This window comes from Sporichthyaceae bacterium (genome assembly GCA_036493475.1).
In the GTDB taxonomy this organism is placed as follows: domain Bacteria; phylum Actinomycetota; class Actinomycetes; order Sporichthyales; family Sporichthyaceae; genus DASQPJ01.
The window spans coordinates 1-15,582 of the sequence record DASXPS010000091.1; the positions used below are offsets into that span (position 1 = coordinate 1).

A 15,582-nucleotide genomic window follows, 5' to 3' on the forward strand; every position below is an offset into this window, starting at 1 on the left:
TGTCCGGGCACCCACACTTCTTCGGACGCAACGACCGGGGCGGCGGTGTTCACCCGGCGGCGCCCGCTGGCCACTCGGCTGGTGATCAACCAGCAGCTGACCGCGGCGGGCTCGGCCAAGGACGTGCGCGGCTTCGAGTTCGCGCTCGACGACGGCTGCGCCTACTCCGTCGGCGACGCGCTGGGCGTGTGGCCGCGCAACGACGAGGCGGTGGTCGCCGAGTGGTTGACGGTCACCGGGCTCGACGCCGAGGCCACCGTCACCCTCGATGACCGGCGGGCCATGACGCTGCGCACCGCGGCCACCGAGTGTCTGGACATCGTGCGAATCACCCCGCAGCTGCTGCGGTTTGTGGCCGAGCGCCATTCCAGCCGGGAACTACACACCCTGCTGCGCCCGGACAACAAGATCAGCCTGGCGCAGTGGTTGTGGGGCCGACAGGCCATGGACCTGCTCGCCGAGTTCACGGTGCGCGCCGACCTGGAGGAGTGGCTGGGTGTGCTCAAGCCGTTGACGCCCCGGCTGTACTCGATCTCCTCCAGCCCGCTGGTGGCGCCCGAGCGGGTGGCGCTGACCGTGTCCGCCGTGCGCTACCAATACTCCGGACGCACTCGCCACGGCGTCTGCTCGACGTTCCTGGCGGACCGGAGCCAGGAACGCCCGGTGCAGGTATTTCTGCAGCGCTCGCCGAACTTCCGCCCGCCGACGGTCGGCGACGCTGCGATGATCATGATCGGGCCGGGCACCGGGGTGGCCCCGTTTCGCGGCTTCCTGCAGGAGCGTCGGGCACTCGGGCACACCGGGCGCAACTGGTTGTTCTTCGGCGAGCAGCGCTCGGCCACCGACTTCTACTACCGCGACGAATTACGGGCCGCGCACGCCGACGGCCTGCTGACCAGGCTGTCCCTGGCCTTCTCCCGCGACCAACGGCAGAAGGTCTACGTGCAGGACCTGATCCGCGCGGCCGGCGCCGAGTTGTGGCGATGGCTGGCCGACGGCGCTTCCGTCTACGTGTGTGGGGATGCCACCCGGATGGCCAAGGACGTGCACCTCGCTTTGCTGGACATCGCCCGCGACCACGGCCGGCTGGGCGATGGCGCCGAGGACTGGCTGTCCGGGTTGGTGGCCACCAAGCGATACCGGCGCGACGTCTACTAGACGCCGCCCGCCGCGAGCTTCTCCTTGACCGTGGAGGCGTACTCGTTCACGTACTCCTGGCCGGACAGTTTCTGGATCTCTTTCATGATGTCGTCGGTCACCTCGCGAAACAGCAACGCGTCGCGTTTGCGGCCCGCGTAGCGCTCCAGGTCCATCGGCGGGCCGAACCGCACCGACACCGGCGCGATGCGCGGGATGCGCCGACCCGGCGGCTGCACCACGTCGGTGCCGATCACCGCGCAGGGCAGCAGCGGCGCGCGGGACTGCAGCCAGAGCCGAGCCACGCCCACCCGACCGCGGTAGAGCCGCCCGTCCGGCGACCTGGTGCCCTCCGGGTAGATGCCGAGCAGGTTGGCCTCGGCGAGCACAGTCACCGCGGTCTGGATGGCGGCCAGACCCGCGCGGCCGCTGGATCGGTCCACCGGCTTCTGCCCGACAGCGTTGAAGAACCCGGCGGTCAACCGACCTGCCAGGCCCTTGCGGTTGAAGTAGTCGGCCTTCGCCAGGTAGATGACCTTGCGGTCGATCACCAGCGGCACGAAAAAGTGGTCGGAGAACGAGACGTGGTTGCCCGCCAGGATGCCGGGTCCGCTGGTCGGCACGTACTCCAGACCTTCGACAACCGGGCGGTAGGCGACGTTGAGCACAGGCCCGAGGGTGACCTTCATACCCCGGTAGAGCACCGTCACCTCCTCCCCCGGCTCCCCCGCCGGACTGCTCGGACGCAGTGACTCTAACGGTCCCCCGGATGGGGCTGCGGGTAGCGTGTCGTTCTTCTTCGTAGAGCTGTGAGGCGTCCTGATGCAACGAACGACCCGCTGGTCGGCCGCGTTTGCGGCCGTGGCGCTGTGCGCCGGACTGGCCGGGTGCGGATCCGGACACTCGGCGTCGGGGGGCCCGGCGGTCACCGCCGCCCCCCGACCCACCAGCACCGCCGTGATCCCGCCGACCACCTACCCCGACCCGTTCACCGGCGCCCGGGACGCCGCCGGTCAGATGCCCGCGTTCGCGCAGTCGCTGGCCACCGGCCTGGACGCCGCCGCGAGCACCTCCGGCGACCCGGGCTCGCGGGCTGCCGGGGTGCGCGCCCGGCTCACCCAGTTGTTCGTCGAGCACGTGTATCTGGAGGGCATGCTCGCCGCTGCGGTGAACTACAAGGGTGAGAACGACGCGCTGACCAAGACCGTGCAGACCGCGGTGGACGCCAACGCCAAGGCGCTGGCCAAGGTGCTCAGCTCGCTCGGCGTGACGCCGTCCGGCGCCGCCACGTCGGCCCCGGTGCCGACCCCGGCGGCCACCGACGCCGGTGACAGCACCGATGACAACGGCGACCGCACCAGTTCCGATTTCCTCACCGGCTGGCGGGCGCACGATGCCGACCTGCTCGACTTCGCGGTGGCCGCCAAGGAGCGGATCAAAGCCGACGAGGACCACGTCCGCGACAATCTCGGCGACTGGTCATTGGCCACCTCACACGCGCTGAAGTCCCTGGCCGGCGGCAAACTACGGTCCAGCGATGTGCGTTATGTGCTCGACAAGTACACCGAGGCGCTGACCGACGCGATGGAATCGCTGGCCAAGCAGAACGACAAGGGCTATGACCAGCTGCGCAAGGCCGCCGCGAACGCCGAGACGGTGGCGGCCACGCTGGCCCGTGGGTTCACCCGCCGGGATGCGGCCAACGGCAACAGTGATGACGACGCGTCCGCCTTGCGGGGCCGGGAGACCTACCTGCTCACCGAGCACGTCTGGCTCACCGACACCGAGGTGATGGCCGCCTGGACGCACATCAAGGACGGCGCCGAGACCTCCGCCGATGCGAAGGCCGCCGCGCTGGCGCTGGATGACAACTCCAAGGATCTCGCCGCGAGCCTGTCCGACGTGGCCAGCCCCCGTCAGCAGTTCACCTTCCTCACCGGTTGGCGCACCCAGGTAAACACCGTGCTGGACTACACGGCGGCGGTGCGCGCCGCGGACACGCGCCGGGCGGATGCGCAGGTGGCCGCGATGGATGCCTACCGGAACACGGCTGGGTCGTTCTTCGCCGAGATCACCGACCAGAAGCTGAGCGCGTCCACGGTGGCGGTCGCCCTGTCCAACCTCATTGCCACGCTCACCGGGTCCATCCAGGCCCTTGCCGCGGCCCTGCTGCCCGCCGCGGGGACGTGAGGCCGGGTCCAGCGATCGCCGCCGGACCAATCCCGCGGGCATGGTGGGCCGAATATCGGACGTATACAGGCGTAGCGCCGGCGAGGGAGCAAGAACGATGGTCAGAGCTGCAGCCCCGCTGCGCGCCGTTGTGTCCGGCCCGTCGGTGGCCGCCCCGGTGGAGCGCCTCGAGGATTTGCTGGAGAAGGTGGCCCGCGGCGACCACGCCGCGTTCACCGAGATCTTCAACCGGGTGTCCGGCCCGGTGCACGGCCTGGTCCGCCGCGTGCTGCGCGATCCTGCGCAGTCCGAGGAGGTCACCCAAGAAGTGTTGATCAACGTCTGGCGCTCGGCTGCCCGGTTCGACCCGGCGAAGGGCAGCGCCATGGCCTGGATCATGACCATGGCCCACCGCCGCGCGGTGGACCGGGTCCGCTCCGAGCAGTCAGCCGCCGATCGGGCGCGGCGGGTCGGCAGCCGCCAGACGAACACTGCTTTCGATGAGGTGGCGGAGACCGTGGAGATCCGGCTCGAGCGCGAAGCGGTACGCCGCTGCCTCGGGTCGCTGACCGATCTGCAGCGCAACTCGATCGAGTTGGCCTTTTACAGCGGCAACAGCTACCGCGAGGTCGCCGAGCTGCTGGATGTGCCGTTGGGCACCGTGAAGACGCGGATGCGCGACGGCCTGATTCGGCTGCGCGACTGCCTGGGGGTGACGGCGTGACGGATCTGCATGCGTTGTCCGGCGCGTACGTCCTCGGGGCGTTGGACGCCGGTGAGCAGGCCGAGTTCGAAACTCACCTGCGGTCCTGCAGCTCGTGCCGGGTGGAGGTCCGCGAGCTGCGGGAAACCACGGCACTGCTCGGCATCGCGGCTGCCCAACCGGCGCCCCCCGCGCTGCGCGCCGCAGTACTGGACGAGATCGGCCGGACCCGTCAGCTACCGCCGCTGGTGGTCTCGCTGCAGGCCCGGACCCGTGGACCCGGCTTTGCGTTGCGCCGGTGGGGATTGACCGCCGCCGCCTGCCTGGCCGTGCTCACTCTGGGGCTGGGTGCCTACGCCAGTCATCTGCGGCAGGAGAACTCCGACCTGCACCAACGCGGTGATCAGATCTCCGCGCTGCAGACGGCTGCCGACGCCCGGACGGTCATCGCCTCCGCCGGCGGGGCGACCGCCACGGTCACCCTGTCCCGATCGGCCGGCGAGATGGAATTCCTGTCCAACGGCCTGCTCATGCACTCCGGGCGGACTTACCAGCTGTGGTTGATCGGCCCGAACGGCCCACGCTCGGCGGGCATCTTCACCACCGACAACGGAAAGCACGCCCCGCGACTGTTCTCCGGCCCCGGTGACGCCACCGTTCTGGCGGTGACCGAGGAGCCCGCGGGCGGCTCTGCGCAGCCGACCACGCAGCCGATTCTCACGTTGCCATTGCCCACGGTGTGAAGTGGACGTCCCCTCCACGTTTGGGTGAATTCGTGTCGCGGTACGGCGCGGAAACGCAACAATCCATCCGTGCCCGCGACCATGGTGCACAACGCAATGACGCAACCGGGAACAACGACGGTCCCGGCATCCGAGGAGACGCACGACGATGTGCCCCCATGAGCCCCACTGCCCTTCGGCCGACGCGCATGACCGCGAGGCCGCCCACACCATCGCCACTCACCCGGAGCAGGGCTGGAGTCTGCTGTGCAACGGCGTGGTCCTGTTCGAGGACAACGGCGAGATTCTGCCGAGCGGCGTGGTGATTCCCGGTCATCGCCCCAGCGATCGCCGGTTCGCCGTCGCCTGAGCGATTCGGCCGTCTTGGGGCCACTGGGCGGACCATAATCCGTTCGATGTTCCGCTACGAGGGACGCCGGGACGCGGACGACAGTGACACTGACCAGCGCGGTAGCGGTCGCGCGGTCGGCTGATCAGCCGGTACGACGCGCGGCGCGGCGGGCAGCGAGCTCATCGGAGTGCTCGTCATCGTCGGCCGGACGCTCGCCCGGCAGTTCGGCCAGCGAACCCTCGACCTCACGCCACACCTTGCCGACGGCGATACCGAACACGCCCTGACCACCGGCCAGGATGTCGACCACCTCACCCGGCGAGGCGCACTCGTAGACGGTGGCGCCGTCGGAAACCAGGGTCAACGTAGCCAACTCGGCGATGCCTCGGTGGCGCAGGTAACCGACCGCCTGCCGAATCTGCTGCAACGAGATGCCGGCGTCCAACAGGCGCTTGACGATCTTGAGCACCAGGATGTCGCGGAACCCGTACAGCCGCTGGGTGCCCGAGCCGTGGGCGGGCCGAATACTCGGCTCCACCAGACCGGTGCGCGCCCAATAGTCCAGCTGTCGATAGGTGATGCCTGCCGCCGAACAGGCGGTCGGCCCGCGGTAGCCCACATCATCGGGCAGCGTGGTGACCTCCGGCTCGAACAGCAAGCCCTGCTCGCCCTTGGCCAGCATGGCGTGCTGGTCGGACGTGCCGTGCTCGTTCACCACGACCTCCAGGTGTTGACGAACCCAATGACGGGTGCGTCGCAAGCGGCTGCGCATATCAGCAATCACCGCGACCTCCTGGCCCCGACGCCCCGGTGGTGGATCCACCGGCGTTGCTCGGAGTCTGCCCAGACGACGTGGTAATTACACGGACGAATTTCTCTTGTCCACCGACGTTAGGCCGGGCCCTGTGGATCGTCAACGCAACTCGCCGGGCACGCAGCGCGCTGGAGTGACTGGAGTGACAAACGTGATGAAAGGGGCCTTTTGTCCGGCCTAGCCGGTAGTCCCGAAATCCTCCGGCGTGATGGTGTCCAGGAACTCCCGGAACTTCTCCACCTCGTCCTCTTGTTCGTCCGGGATGGCGATGCCGGCCTCGTCGAGCACCTCGGCCGCGCCGAAAATCGGTGTGCCGGTGCGCAGCGCCAACGCGATCGCGTCGGACGGTCGGGCGCTGACCTCCACGCCCCCGCCGAAGATCAATTCGGCGTAGAACACCCCGTCGCGCAGCCCGGTGATGCGCACCTGCTGCAGCTCCTGACCCAGGGCAGCCAGCACGTCGCGGAACAGGTCGTGAGTCATCGGCCGGGCAGGCACCACGCCCTGTTGCGCGAAGGCGATAGCAGTGGCCTCCACCGCGCCGATCCAGATCGGGAGGTATCGCTCCCCCGACACTTCCCGCAGCAGCACGATGGGCTGATTGGCGGGCATCTCCACGCGGACACCCACGACGTCGAGCTGATGGTTCACACCGGCAACAGTACCGGCAGCTCAGCCTCCGATGTCGCGTCGGACGCCGGCTCTCAGCAGAGCGGCGTGCAATTGCAGGAAGAGCTCGACCACCTCGTCCGCCTTAGCCCGGGCCGCGCTGAGTTCCTCGGCGTTGCGTGCCGCAGCGCGGGGCAGCGTGGCCTGTTCGATGACACCGACCTCGCGATCCGCCGCGCCCTTGAAAGCCCGCAGGTGACGGGGTTCCAGGCCGAACCGGGCGAGCTCGGCGACGATGCCCGCGATCGCCACGTCGTCAGCGCTGTAATGCCCGCCGCGGCGGCGGGCCAGCAAACCGGAGGCGTCCAGTTCGCTGAGCGCGGCCTCATTCAGACCGGTGGCGGCGAGCATCCCGGCCCGGTCCAGCCGTAGATCCGCCGGGGCGCCGTCCAGCGCGGCGAGATTGTCCTTGATCACTTTCAGCGGCAGGTACCGGTCGCGCTGCGCGGTGAGCACGTAGCGCAGACGGTCGACGTCGGCGCCGCGAAACTGGCGGTACCCGCTGGGCGTGCGGGCCGGCTCGATCAGGCCCTTGTCCTCCAGGAAGCGGATCTTGGAGATCGTCACATCCGGGAAGTCCGGCTGCAGCGCAGCCAGCACCTCGCCGATGGAAAAGAACCTTCCGGCCGCGGCCGGTGAGTTCACCTCGGGATCTCCGAACCGGCCGTCTCGCTGGCGGCGGCGAAGAAGACCAAGCGGTACTTGCCGATCTGCACCTCGTCGCCGCCGGAGAGCAGGGTTTCCTCGATCCGCTCGCGGTTCACGTAGGTGCCGTTGAGGCTGCCCACGTCGCGCACGCTGAAGCCGCCGGAGTCGGTGCGCTGGAACTGGGCGTGCCGGCGGGAAACGGTGACGTCATCGAGGAAGATGTCGCTGTCCGGGTGGCGGCCGGCCGTCGTGGAGTCGGCGTCCAACAAGAACCGGCTGCCCGACTCCGGCCCACGCTGCACGATGAGCAGCGCCGAGTCCGGGGGCAGCGCGTCCACCGCGGCCTGGTCGGCCGGCGAGAGCAGACCGGCCTCGGCATCGACCAGTTCCAGGCCGGAGATCTGAATGCTCGAGGTGACCTCGGCGCCGCCGCCACTCGCCGTGGCCAATGCGGTGCCGCAGCTCTCACAGAACCGAGCCTCCGGGCTCGCCTGGTGGCCGCACTGACTGCAGAAGGGCATGTGCCTTGTCCTCGCCTCGCGGCACCGATGCCCCGCCGCACCGGAAACCTCGACCGCAACCTTAGGTTGACCCGCACCGGGAAACCAGGTCGGGTCGGCGAGGCGCGCCGGTTAGAGATGCCCTTAGTGCTCCAGGCCATTGGCGTATTCCCCCGCGGAGAGCAGTTCGCCGACTGCGGCCGGATCACCGGGCGTCACGTCGAACATCCAGCCCTTGTCATAGGGGTCGGAATTGATCAGTTCCGGGGCGGTGACCACGGCCTCGTTGCGGGCCGCAACGACGCCGGAAACAGGGGCGTACAGGTCACTGACACTCTTGGTGGATTCCAGTTCCCCGCACGGTTCTCCCGCCGTGACCACCGCGCCCACCTCGGGCAGCGAGACGAACACGATGTCGCCGAGTTGCTCCTGCGCGTGGTCGGTGATGCCGACCCGCACGGAGCCGTCCGGTGCGGCCAGCGCCCACTCGTGCTCGGCGGTGTAGCTGCGGTCGGTGGGGTAGGTCATGACGGCTCTCTCACCTGGGATTTGGCACCTGGGATTTGGCACCTGGGATCTGGCGGATGGTCAGTTGCTGGGGGCGGATTGTATGGGTCGGGCGTACTGCTCGTTCTCGTTCGGGCGGGTCGCGTCGACCACCACCTGGTCGGCGGCGCTGACCGTGGGGGTTGCGCCACGCTCACCGAGCACCGCGAACACCCCACCGGGGATGCGCAGCGCCGGGTCGAGAGTATCCGGGTCGCCGATCACCTTGAGCACGTAGGGCGCGGTGACCAACTGGCTATCCACCCGCACACTGCCCGGCTCGGCGTCCACCAGTGCCGTGCTGGCCACCACCCGCACGTCGTTGATCTGCACGGCCTCGGCCCCGGCGTCGCGCAGTTCCTCCAGGGTGTCCAGCAGCACCGCAGCGTCGACCTTCTTCTGCGGGTCGGTGATGCGCAGGGTGATGCCGGGCCCGTGCGCGGGCACGGTGCCCGCGAGGATGCCCAGCACCGACTTGCGTCGGGACGCCTCGGTGAGCGCGGCCTTGGACGAATCGGTGCCCGACTGCAGTTCGGTGCGTCGCGCGTCCAGGTCGCGGATCTCGCTCTCCAGTCGGTCGGAGCGGTCGTTCAGGTCGTCCAGGATGCGAATCAGATCGCTCTGCCGGGCGCTGCGCAGCGTGCTGTCGCCGTTCTGCAATCGCACCTGCACCACCGCGAAGAAGCCCAACAGGCCGAGCAGCACGCCGATCCCCAGGCGGGTGGCGATCTTGGGTTTGGGTCGGCGACCCGGGCCGAACAGCGCGGTTAAACCGGTCGCTTTCCGCGGTTCGGGTGGCGGGGCTTTCGTGGGCACCGGCGCCGGCGGCGCGGGGCTGCGGGCAGGGGTGCCGAACCGCAGCGCGAGACCGTCCATCAGGACGGTCTCATCCTCCTCGACCTCCTCCCCAAGATCCTCTGACGCCTCCTCGGGTGGGCGCGCGACGTAGTCGAAGGAGGCGTCGAACGCGCCGACATCCTCCGGCTCCGAGCCCGACCCGCTCATCAGGCGGAAAGCAGATGGCGGCGGATGGCCGCGACGTTGGAGAAGATGCGGATGGACAGCACCACGATCACGCCCGTGGTCAGCTGCCCGCCGACGCCGAGTCGGTCGCCGATGAACACCACCAGCACGGCGACCAGCACGTTGGCGATGAACGAGACCACGAACACCTTGTCGCTGAAGATGCCGTCCAACATCGCGCGCGCTCCCCCGAACAGCGCGTCCAGGGCGGCCACCACCGCGATCGGCAGGTAGGGCTGCAACCAGAACGGCACCGAGGGTTTGAAGAACAACCCGAGTGCTACCCCCACGGCGAGGCCCAGGGCGGCGATCACTGGCCTGTTCCCTCCTCGGCCCGGCGCAGGGTCACGCCCGAGGCGCCGGGCAATGAGAGGTCCTGCTGCGTGGACACATTGAACCGGATGCCGAACCCGGTGAGCGTGTGGAACCACCGTCCACCCGGGCCGTCCACGAAGTCGACCTCCAGATCGTCGGCCTTGCCGATGGCCAACACCTCGTACGGTGGGGACAACGGGCGGTAGGCGACCAGGATCGCGTCACCCGCGGAACGCACCGCGGTGAGCGAGGTCAGCCGTTGTCCGTTCACCGAGACGGCCTCCGCACCGGCCGCCCACAGCCCGTTGATCAGCCGCTGCAGGTCGGTGTCCCGGATCCGTCCGCTGCTGCCCTCCCCGCTCACCGAGGAGTCGGGCGCGTCGTCCACCACGACCTTGATTCCCGGGCCGTGCACCGCGCTGATACCGGCCAGCATCGACAACCGGTCCAGATCGGCGCGGGCCGCGGAGCCCGCCGACGTTGCCTCCAACGCGGCCGCCCGGGTCGCGTCGACGTCCGCGCGCAACTGCTCCAGGCGCTGCTGCAGGTCATCCGCGGACTTGGTGCGCGCCTGGACCCGCTCGATGAGTTCGTTGTGCGCCGCGGCCACCGCGGGCGCCGAGACCCGGGTCTGGCCGGCGGCGATGCCCAGCGTCAGGCCGGCGGCCACCACCACCGCGGCCACGGCGAGCGTGCCGCCCTTGCTGGTGCCGGGCTTGTTCGGCGAGCGATCGTGAACGCGTTGGTAGTCGGCGACGACGGTGTTGTTGGCCAGGTCGGTCAACAACGACATGGAGGCATCCGGTCGACGCTGGGTCACCGGACGCTCGGACACGGGCTTCATTGTTTCATTTATCGAAGCCCTCAGGTCCCGGCGCGCTCGACCACCGATGCCCAGTGCGCCAGCAGGGCGTCTGCCTCGTCCGCCTCCGGCGCTTCGGCCCACAGATGGGTGATGGCCGCGGCCGGATCGGGCAGCAACAACGCCCACCGACCGTCGCGTTCCACCACACGGACCCCGTCGGTGGTATCCACAGCGCGGTTGCCGCCGGCTTCGAACACCGCGCGCATGACCAGACCCTTGGCCGACCAAGGAGTGTCGATGGCCCGGTAGTGCACGTGCGCCTTCGGGATGCGGGCATCGATCTGACTGAGCGTCAACTGGGTGCGGGCGACCAAGCCGACCAATCGCACGAAGGCCGCGGTGCCATCCACCGCGCCGCCCACCTCGGGGATCACGAAGCCGCCGCGGCCGTCGCCACCGAGGATCACCGAGGGGTCGGTGACCGCACGGGCCAAGTCGTCCGGGCTGGTCGTGGTCCAGGCGATCTCGACCCCGTGGAAGTTGGCCACGTTCTCCGCTACTCGGGTGGTGGTCACCGGCAGCGCAATGCGTCCGCCCCGCCGTTCGGCGGCCACCAGGTCCATGACCACCAGCAGCGCGCGGTCGTCGTCGATGACCACGCCCCGTTCGTCCACCAGGGAGATGCGCTCCCCCACCGGGTCGAAATGCACGCCGAACGCGGCCCGCGAGGATGCCACCAACTCACCCAGTCGTTGCAGGGAGGTGTTGCGGTCCGCGGTGGACTGGGTGGGCCGGGACTCGTCGATGCCCAGATTGACCGTGAGCACGTCCACGCCGAGGCCGCCGACCAGGCCGGGCAACAGCAGGCCGGCCGCGCCGTTGCCCGCGTCCACCACGACCTTCATCCGCGGGTCGGTGGGCACCCCGGAGATGTCCACGGTGTGCAGCACCTGTTTGACGTAGGTCTCGGCGGAGCGCGGGGAATAGTTCAGGTCGCCGATCTCACCGGGGAATGCCCGACGGAACTCCTGCCGGCCGAACAACCGCTCCATGCGCTGTTGCTGGCCACGGGACAGGTCGGCGCCGTTGGAATCCAGGAACTGAATGTCCACGCTGTCCGGCACGCCGGGGGTGGTTCGCAGCAACACGCCGCCGGCGATACCGCGGCCGGTTTCCATGCGGGCCACGGCCGGCGGTTGCAGCTCCAGGTCGCGCACGTTGATCGCGGAGGCCTGCAGCGCGGAGACCACCGCCTGCTTCAGCGCCCGGGCGGCCCGCGAGCCGTCCTGTGCGGTGAGCACGGTGTCGCCCTTCTTCAGCGTGGTCGCGTACGCGCTGGCCAACCGCACGGCCAGTTCCGGGGTGATCTCCACGTTGACGATGCCGGACACCCCACGGCGGCCGAACAACGCACGCTGCCCGCGGGACTCCCAAATCACGCTCTGGTTGACCACCACACCGGCCTCGATGGTCTTCGCGGGGTAAATCTTCACCCCGCCGGCCACGATGGCCTCTTCCTCGATCAGGCACTGGTCGCCGACCACCGCGCCCTCGTTGATCCGGGCCCCGCGCATCACGTCGGCGTCCTTGCCGATGACGCACCCGCGCAGGTTCGTCTGCGGGCCGATGTACACGTTGTCGTGCACGATCGCGTGGTCCAGGAACGCGCCGGACTTCACCACCACGTTGCTGCCGAGCACGGTGTAACTGCGCAGTTCGGCGCCGGCCTCGACCTTGGCGTAGTCGCCGATGTAGAGCGGGCCGTGCAGCACGGCCGCGGGGTCCACCTCGGCGCCCTCGGCCACCCACACGCCCGGCGCCAGTTCGAATGCGTCGATGTCCACGTTGACCCGTCGGGCCAACACATCGGCCTGGGCCTGTAGGTACTTCTCGTGGGTGCCGACGTCCTCCCAGTAGCCGGAGGCGACGTAGCCGTAGACCGCCTTGTCCTTGGCCAGCAGCGCCGGGAACACGTCCTCGGACCAGTCCACGATCTCCCCGGCCGGGATGTAGTCGAACACCTCGGGTTCGACCACGTAGATGCCGGTGTTCACGGTGTCCGAGAACACCTGGCCCCAGCTGGGCTTCTCCAGGAACCGTTCGATGCGCCCGTCCTCGTCGAGGATCGTGATGCCGAACTCCAGCGGGTCGGGCACCCGGGCCAGGCAGGCGGTGATCAGCGCATCGCGCTCCCGGTGGAAGGCGATCAGGTCGGTCAGGTCGATGTCGGTGAGCGCGTCGCCGGAGATCACCAGGAACGTGCCGTCGCACAGCGCGTCCTCGGCGTTCTTGATGCTGCCCGCGGTGCCCAGCGGGGATTCCTCGTTGGCGTAGGTGATGGAGACGCCGAACTCCTCGCCGTCCCCGAAGTGGTTGCGCACCAGCGAGGCGAGGAACTGCACGGTGACGACGACGTCGGTGAACCCGTGCCGGCGCAGCAGCCGCAGCACGTGGGCCAGCAACGGGCGGTTGACCACGGGTAGTAGCGGCTTGGGCACGGAGGCGGTCAGCGGCCGCAGGCGAGTACCCTCGCCGCCGGCCATCACGACCGCTTTCACGTTCCGCCACCTCCCCTCGCGGACAACTCCCGACCGGGTCCCCCGGTTCCGCTCACACCGGGTCTGGTGACGGCACGGTGGCCTCGATCGGGGTCAGGCTGCGTACCTGCATGACGTACAGCACACCTGCCCACCAGTACAGCGCGCTACCCCAGATCGCGAAAGCCCAGCCGAACACCGACGCGAGCGTTTGCATTGCGGTCATCCCCGGTCCGGAGCCGTCGGACAGCAGCAGGAAGGGGAACGCATAGAGCAGATTGAAGGTGGCCGCCTTGCCCAGGTAGTGCACAGGCAGCGCCGGGCCATATCCCAGCTTGCGCAGCCGCGGTACGCAGGCAGTCAGCATCACGTCGCGCGCCACCAGGCCGAGGGTCAACCACAGCGGCACCACGCCGCGCACGGTCAGACCGATCAGCGTGGCCAGAATGTACAGCCGGTCCGCGGCCGGGTCGAGCAGTTGGCCGAGCCGGCTGGTCTGGTGCAACCGGCGGGCCAACCAGCCGTCCGCGTAGTCGGTGATGCCGGCCAGCATCAGCACGATCAGCGCCCAGCCGTCGCGTTCCGGGCCGAGGATCAGCCAGAGGAACAGCGGCACACCGAGCACCCGCGCAGCGCTGAGTGCGTTCGGGATGGTGAGCACCCGGTCGCCGACCGGCGTGACCTGCTCACCCGACACGCCTGGACCTCCTCGACCGGACTCCCGACCCTACTGGGGAGTCCTTCGCGGACGGCCCGGGTCAGCCGGATCGGCCGGCGGGCACCGTCTCGGCAAACCGGCGCAATGCGTCGCTGTGACCCGCCACGATCGCCGTGGCCACCTCGACGATGCGGGTCAACCGGGCCAGTTCGATGCGGTGGAACGCCGGGCCGCCATTGCGGCGCGCCAGGTAAATGCACCACTGCCCGGCGGGTACGGCGACCAGATGAACCTCCGGCTCCGGGCTGAACGTCATGGGGCGGTTGGGCAGAATCTCCGGCAGGTCAGCGGGAGGTGGGGCGGTCGGGCTGGCGGCCAGCACCGCGCGTCCGGTGGGGCCACCCAGTGCTATCGCCCAGTCCGCGCTGAACGCCGCGGGCAGCGCGTCGGTCAGCGTGTTGACGGCCCGCTCCGGCGCGGTCGCGATGTGCAGCAGCAGGTCCAGATCGACGAAGGCATCCGGCTTCTGCAGCGTGTGCCAGGCACCCTCCAGGGTCACCCCCGGCACCGCGGCCAAATCGGCGGACAGTCGCTGCGGCCCCGGCCAATGCGGCCAGTCGACGGTGAACTCATCCACCACTCGACCACCGAGGGCATCCAGCACGGTCACTGTGCGGATGTCCGCACCCAGATGTGCCAACGTCCGGCTCACCCGGGCCAACGATCCCGGCCGGTCCGGCAGTGCGATCCGCAACCGCAGCAACGTGTCCTCCCCGATTCGGCGTTTCGACTCCTCCTTCGGCAGAGTCGCCGGGGGTTGTTTCGACTGCATTGCCGAGAAGTAATAACTCGGCGACGTCGCTGTGCGAGCGGCTCGTAGGGTGGCGCGATGAGTGAGCAGCCGCGGCGGGTACCGGCCAAGCTCGTCGGCGTACCCGAGACCACCCTGTGGACGCTCTATTTCCGGGCCAAAGAGGCGCGGCGCAAGGACGGACCACTTCAGGATCCGCGGGCCCTCGAACTCGTCGATGCCATCGACTTCCCGTTCGACACCCGGTTCGGTAAGGGCGTACCGGAGTTCGGGCAGTTCATCGGCCTGCGTGCGCTGTGTTTCGATCTCATCGTCAACGATGTGCTGCGTACCGACCCCGATGCCTTGGTGGTGGTCCTCGGCGAGGGCCTGGAGACGCAGTTCTGGCGGGTGGACAACGGACGGGTGCGCTGGTTCACCGTGGACCTGCCGGAAACGGCGGAGATCCGCGGCCGACTGCTCGGCGAGGAACCACCCCGGCGGCGCTTGTTCGCGGGCTCGGCCCTGGATGACGGGTGGTGGGCGGCATTGGGGGCACAGCCGACCGATCGGGTGGTGGTGATCGCTCAGGGGTTGCTCATGTACCTGCCACCCTCGGACGTACGGGCGTTGATCGCCCGCTGTGCGCGCGCGTTCCCCGGCGGGGTGATGGCCTTCGACACCGTGCCTCGTTGGTTCTCCGCTGTGATGTCATCGGGAAAGGCCAAGGGCCCGGGCGGCTACGTTGCGCCCCCGATGCCCTGGGGCGTGGATCCGAACCGACTGGTGGGCGGGCTGCGCAAGGATCCGGCGATCTTGACCGCCCGGGTGATCGAGCCGCCCGCGCCGAATCTGGCGATCCGCGGTGCTGTATTGGCCGGCCGGTTGCTGCCGCCGCTGCGCGGGCTCGCCCCGGCGGTGGTCCGACTGGACTTCGCCCCAACGCCGCGGCCCCCGGCCAGTGGGCCGGGGGCTGCGGGTTGGTTGTGACGTGTAGTCAGAATCTGGTGTTATTGCCAGGTGTAGATGACGAATTGGCCGGGGTCGGGGGTCCAGCCGTTGGGTGATCCGTCGGGGTTGGAGGCGGTGTTCTCGCTGTTGTACTTGTACATGAATTCCCGGCCCTGGCCGTAGTCGTGGCTCCAGTTGTCGCTGGTGCGCTCGGCCGGGGTGTATTGGAAGCGCTGGTCCAGT

19 protein-coding genes are annotated in these 15,582 nt (G+C 69.2%); 6 read left to right on the forward strand and 13 right to left on the reverse strand.

Annotated elements, in window-relative coordinates:
* Nucleotides 1–1,158: reductase (locus VGJ14_09950; GenBank protein HEY2832736.1), on the forward strand; the 1,158-nt coding region annotated here is incomplete at its 5' end.
* On the opposite strand, the gene VGJ14_09955 is transcribed toward VGJ14_09950, so the two are convergent.
* Entirely contained in the window at nt 1,155–1,841 is a 687-nt protein-coding gene (locus VGJ14_09955) for a lysophospholipid acyltransferase family protein (GenBank protein ID HEY2832737.1), read from the reverse strand. The two genes, VGJ14_09950 and VGJ14_09955, sit on opposite strands and share 4 nt — an antisense overlap.
* Nucleotides 1,842–1,959: 118 nt before the next feature.
* Between VGJ14_09955 and VGJ14_09960 the strand changes: the two genes are divergently transcribed.
* The 4 genes from VGJ14_09960 to VGJ14_09975 all read left to right on the forward strand — a co-directional run bounded on the left by VGJ14_09960 (nt 1,960) and on the right by VGJ14_09975 (nt 5,101).
* Nucleotides 1,960–3,327: a hypothetical protein gene (locus VGJ14_09960; protein HEY2832738.1), complete on the forward strand. Its 1,368-nt coding sequence runs from the start codon at nt 1,960–1,962 to the stop codon at nt 3,325–3,327.
* Nucleotides 3,328–3,424: 97 nt separating this feature from the next.
* Nucleotides 3,425–4,030 carry a sigma-70 family RNA polymerase sigma factor gene (locus VGJ14_09965; GenBank protein HEY2832739.1) on the forward strand — a complete coding sequence of 202 codons (606 nt, stop codon included), beginning with the start codon at nt 3,425–3,427 and terminating at the stop codon, nt 4,028–4,030.
* Nucleotides 4,027–4,752 carry an anti-sigma factor gene (locus tag VGJ14_09970; protein HEY2832740.1) on the forward strand — a complete coding sequence of 242 codons (726 nt, stop codon included), beginning with the start codon at nt 4,027–4,029 and terminating at the stop codon, nt 4,750–4,752. Before VGJ14_09965 ends, VGJ14_09970 begins: the two co-directional genes overlap by 4 nt.
* Nucleotides 4,753–4,900: 148 nt before the next feature.
* A complete protein-coding gene (locus VGJ14_09975; protein ID HEY2832741.1) occupies nt 4,901–5,101 on the forward strand; it encodes a DUF5999 family protein in 201 nt (66 codons plus the stop codon).
* 124 nt (nt 5,102–5,225) lie between these two features.
* Here the strand turns inward: VGJ14_09975 and VGJ14_09980 are convergent, their stop codons facing one another.
* The 11 genes from VGJ14_09980 to VGJ14_10030 all read right to left on the reverse strand — a co-directional run bounded on the left by VGJ14_09980 (nt 5,226) and on the right by VGJ14_10030 (nt 14,361).
* Nucleotides 5,226–5,765 carry a MerR family transcriptional regulator gene (locus VGJ14_09980; protein ID HEY2832742.1) on the reverse strand — a complete coding sequence of 180 codons (540 nt, stop codon included), beginning with the start codon at nt 5,763–5,765 and terminating at the stop codon, nt 5,226–5,228.
* 309 nt (nt 5,766–6,074) lie between these two features.
* Nucleotides 6,075–6,509 (reverse strand): bifunctional nuclease family protein, encoded by a 435-nt coding sequence (locus VGJ14_09985; GenBank protein ID HEY2832743.1) that lies wholly within the window; start codon nt 6,507–6,509, stop codon nt 6,075–6,077.
* Nucleotides 6,510–6,569: 60 nt separating this feature from the next.
* Nucleotides 6,570–7,211, reverse strand: coding sequence for a MerR family transcriptional regulator (locus VGJ14_09990; GenBank protein ID HEY2832744.1), 642 nt, complete (start codon nt 7,209–7,211; stop codon nt 6,570–6,572).
* A complete protein-coding gene (locus VGJ14_09995; GenBank protein HEY2832745.1) occupies nt 7,208–7,735 on the reverse strand; it encodes an FHA domain-containing protein in 528 nt (175 codons plus the stop codon). Before VGJ14_09995 ends, VGJ14_09990 begins: the two co-directional genes overlap by 4 nt.
* Nucleotides 7,736–7,858: 123 nt before the next feature.
* Nucleotides 7,859–8,242 (reverse strand): glycine cleavage system protein GcvH, encoded by a 384-nt coding sequence (gene gcvH / locus VGJ14_10000; protein ID HEY2832746.1) that lies wholly within the window; start codon nt 8,240–8,242, stop codon nt 7,859–7,861.
* A 60-nt stretch (nt 8,243–8,302) separates the two neighbouring features.
* Nucleotides 8,303–9,265, reverse strand: a complete 963-nt coding sequence (locus tag VGJ14_10005) for a DUF881 domain-containing protein (protein HEY2832747.1) — start codon at nt 9,263–9,265, stop codon at nt 8,303–8,305.
* A complete protein-coding gene (locus tag VGJ14_10010; GenBank protein ID HEY2832748.1) occupies nt 9,265–9,597 on the reverse strand; it encodes a small basic family protein in 333 nt (110 codons plus the stop codon). Before VGJ14_10010 ends, VGJ14_10005 begins: the two co-directional genes overlap by 1 nt.
* The gene (locus VGJ14_10015) at nt 9,594–10,433 is read right to left on the reverse strand and encodes a DUF881 domain-containing protein (GenBank protein ID HEY2832749.1); all 840 of its coding nucleotides are present in this window, start codon (nt 10,431–10,433) and stop codon (nt 9,594–9,596) included. The genes VGJ14_10010 and VGJ14_10015 overlap by 4 nt, the downstream gene beginning before the upstream one ends.
* Before the next feature lie 29 nt (nt 10,434–10,462).
* Nucleotides 10,463–12,961 (reverse strand): sugar phosphate nucleotidyltransferase, encoded by a 2,499-nt coding sequence (locus VGJ14_10020; GenBank protein ID HEY2832750.1) that lies wholly within the window; start codon nt 12,959–12,961, stop codon nt 10,463–10,465.
* Between the two features lie 52 nt (nt 12,962–13,013).
* Nucleotides 13,014–13,637 (reverse strand): CDP-alcohol phosphatidyltransferase family protein, encoded by a 624-nt coding sequence (locus VGJ14_10025; GenBank protein HEY2832751.1) that lies wholly within the window; start codon nt 13,635–13,637, stop codon nt 13,014–13,016.
* Between the two features lie 61 nt (nt 13,638–13,698).
* Nucleotides 13,699–14,361, reverse strand: coding sequence for a hypothetical protein (locus VGJ14_10030; protein ID HEY2832752.1), 663 nt, complete (start codon nt 14,359–14,361; stop codon nt 13,699–13,701).
* 126 nt (nt 14,362–14,487) lie between these two features.
* On the opposite strand from VGJ14_10030, the gene VGJ14_10035 reads away from it, so the two are divergent.
* Nucleotides 14,488–15,378 (forward strand): class I SAM-dependent methyltransferase, encoded by an 891-nt coding sequence (locus VGJ14_10035; GenBank protein HEY2832753.1) that lies wholly within the window; start codon nt 14,488–14,490, stop codon nt 15,376–15,378.
* 20 nt (nt 15,379–15,398) lie between these two features.
* Here the strand turns inward: VGJ14_10035 and VGJ14_10040 are convergent.
* On the reverse strand, nt 15,399–15,582 hold a 184-nt coding region (locus VGJ14_10040), incomplete at its 5' end, for an ABC transporter substrate-binding protein (protein ID HEY2832754.1).